This is a genomic window from Streptomyces sparsus (genome assembly GCF_054776295.1).
In genome coordinates, this window is the sequence record NZ_BAAHCA010000605.1 from 1 (window position 1) to 3037 (window position 3037).

General features: G+C 73.9%; 1 protein-coding gene. It reads right to left on the reverse strand.

Features of this window, described 5'->3' with window-relative positions; all coding sequences use genetic code 11:
- The coding region (locus tag ACYVE9_RS20940) for an AMP-binding protein (RefSeq protein WP_461029430.1) at positions 1 to 3037 on the reverse strand (3037 nt) is incomplete at both ends.

The window sequence follows — 3037 nt, forward strand, 5'->3', positions numbered from 1 at the left end:
CGACCGGAACGTACGCGCAGCCCGCGGCCAGCACGCCGAGCACCGCGACCACCTGTTCGGGCCCCTTCGGCAGCGAGACGACGACGGTCTCGCCCGGCCGCGCCCCGAGCGAGACCAGGTGCCCGGCGACGGCGAGGGCACGCCCGGCCAGCTCGGCGTAGGTCAGGACCTCGCCGGACACCGAGCGCACCGCGACGGCGTCGGGATGGCGGCGGGCGACGTCCAGGACCGGCTGGTGCAGGGTTCGGGCGGGGCGGGCCACAGCGGTGTCGTTCACCTCGGCGCGGACCTTCGCCTGCGCCTCGGGGAGTGTGATCGGCGGGGCCGGGCGCGACCAGTCGCTGTCGGCGAGCGCGACCAGGAGGCGGCGCATCGCCTCCAGGGCCGCCGGGACGACCTGGGGGCTGTAGAGGCCCTCGACGTGGTCCCAGTTGACGGCGAGTCCGCCGTCGCGTTCCACCACCTGGCAGTCCAGGGCGACCTGCGGGCTCTGGGAGAGGCCGCGGCGCAGCCGGCCGAAACCGAACTCGAGGTCCTTGAAGTCCGCGCTCACCCCGAGCGTGGAGGTGAACACCACCGGCATCAGCGTCTGGCCGCCCCCGGTGCGCCGGGCGAGCTGCTGCAACACCCAGGTCGTGGAGACGTTGCGGTGCTCGATGCCCTCCCAGACCTGCCCCTGCAACCGGCGCACGGTGTCGGCCCAGGAGCCCTCGGGCCGGCTGTGGTGACCGAGCAGCAGCAGCGAGGTGAAGTCGCCGACCACCTGGTTCACCTGGGGGTGGACGTCCTGCCGGTCGAAGACCGTCAGGTTGAGCGTCAGCGAGGTCTCGGCGCTCCACGCCGCCAGCACCTCGGCGAAGGCGGCCGCCACGACCGTCGACGCGGTCAGCCCCTCGTCGGCCGTGCGGCGGCGGAGCTTCGTCCAGGTCTCCCGGTCGAGGTGGAACTCGTCCCGCACGAAGCGCGGCCGGTCGATGCGCTCCGGGTCGACGGCCATGGGCAGCGCCGGTGCCGCAGGCAGCTCCTCGATCGACGCCAGCCAGTACTCCTCGTCCCGGGCCCTGGCCTCGGGATCGGTCCGCTGGGCGAGCAGGTAGTCGCGGAAGGACAGGTCGAGCGCCGGGAGTTCCAGGTCGGGGTCGGCGTACAGCGCGTTCAGCTCGGTGAAGATGGTCATGATCGACAGCGCGTCGAGCACCACGTAGTCGAAGCCCACACCGAACACCGTGCGGCCGTCCTCCCGTTGCACGGCGCGCACGTCGAACAGCGGCCAGGAGGTCACGTCGAGCACCTGCTGCGCCATGTCCCCCAGCGCGGCGACCGCCTTCTCGTGGTCGGCCGCGGTGGTGCGGGTGACCGCGAAACGGTAGGGCGGCACCTCGGGCAGGATGCGCTGGCCCCCCTCGCCGTCCAGCACGGCGCGCATCATCTCGTGCCGCCGCACCAGCCGGTTCCAGGCGGCCTCCAGCCGGTCCAGGTCGACCCGGTCGCTCTCGAACTCCCAGTACCAGTAGGACGCGACGCCGCCGAGGGCGAAGTCGGGGTCGCGGCCGAGCCAGTAGGCGCGCTGCACGTCGGTGAGCGGGAAGGGCTCGTGCCGGTGTGCCGGGTCGGCCGGGACCGTGCCGGGCGCCTGCGCCTCGACGGGCGTCAGCGTCCCGGCGAAGCCGCTCACCGTGGGACGGGTGAACAGGTCGCCGAGCCTGGCCTCGTACCCCTCCCGGCGCAGGGCGGCGAGCAGTCGGGTGGCCTGCAGGCTGTCGCCGCCGATGTGGAAGAAGTTGGTGTCCCTGCCGATCGGCCCGCCACCGAGCAACTCCGTCCACAGCACGGCGACCGTCTCCTCCGCCGCACCGCGCGGGGCCGCGGACGCGCCGCCGGACTTCCGCTCGCTCAGCGTTCCGGCCAGCAGCCGCCCCACCTCGGCCCGGTCGACCTTGCCGTTGCGGCTCAGCGGCAGCTCGTCGACGGCCACGGCGCCGGCGGGCACCATGTAGGCGGGCACCTGCCGGGCGGCGGTGGCCAGCACCTCGTCGGGGTCGGCCGAGCCCGGAGTGACCAGGGCGTACAGCGCGCCGTCGGGTCCGGCGGCCGGCGTCACGACGGCGTCGCGCACCCCGGGATGGAGGCTCAGGGCGCGCTCGACCTCGCCGAGTTCGATCCGGTAGCCGTTCAGCTTGACCTGGAGGTCGGCGCGACCGAGGAACTCGATCACGGCCCCGGGCCGGTAGCGGGCCCGGTCGCCGGTCCGGTACCAGCGTTCGCCACCGACCTCCACGAACTTCTCGGCGGTCAACTCCGGTGCGCCCACGTACCCCCGGGCCACCCCGGCCCCGCCGATCCACAGCTCTCCGGTCACCCAGTCGGGGCGGTCGCCGCCCTGCTCGTCGACGATGCGGCAGCGCTGGTTGGGCAGCGGCACGTTGTAGGGGATCGAGGCCCAGGACGGGTCCACGTCCGTGACCTCCTGGACGGTCGAGTGGATCGCGGTCTCGGTGGTGCCGCCCAGGACCACGAACACGCTGTCCCGGCGGAGCGCGTGCACCCTGCCGGGCAGATCGAGCCCGGCCCAGTCGCCGCCGAGCAGCTGCAACCGGAACGGCCAGCCGCCCGGCTCCGCCCGCGACTGGAAGGTGGTGAGAGCCATGTCGAGCAGCGCGGGCACGCAGTTGAGGACGGTGGCCCGGTGCTCGGCGGCCCTGCGCAGCCACATCTCGGGGGAGCGCCGCTCCTCGTCGCTGACCAGCACCAGCGCGCCGCCGGAGGTGAGGGGACCGAAGACGTCGTAGACGGAGAGGTCGAAGTCGAGCGCCGACAGGCACAGGGTGCGGTCGGCGGGGCCCACCCGGTAGCGCCGGTTCAGCGCGGCCACGGTGTTGTGGGCCGCCGCGTGCGTCAGCTCCACGCCCTTGGGCTGCCCGGTCGAGCCGGAGGTGAAGATCACGTAGGCCGGGTCGTCCGGCGAGACGTCCACCGGGCCCTCCAGCGACGGCGACCCGGGGTCGGTGCCGGACCGCACGTCGACGTGCGGGGCCCT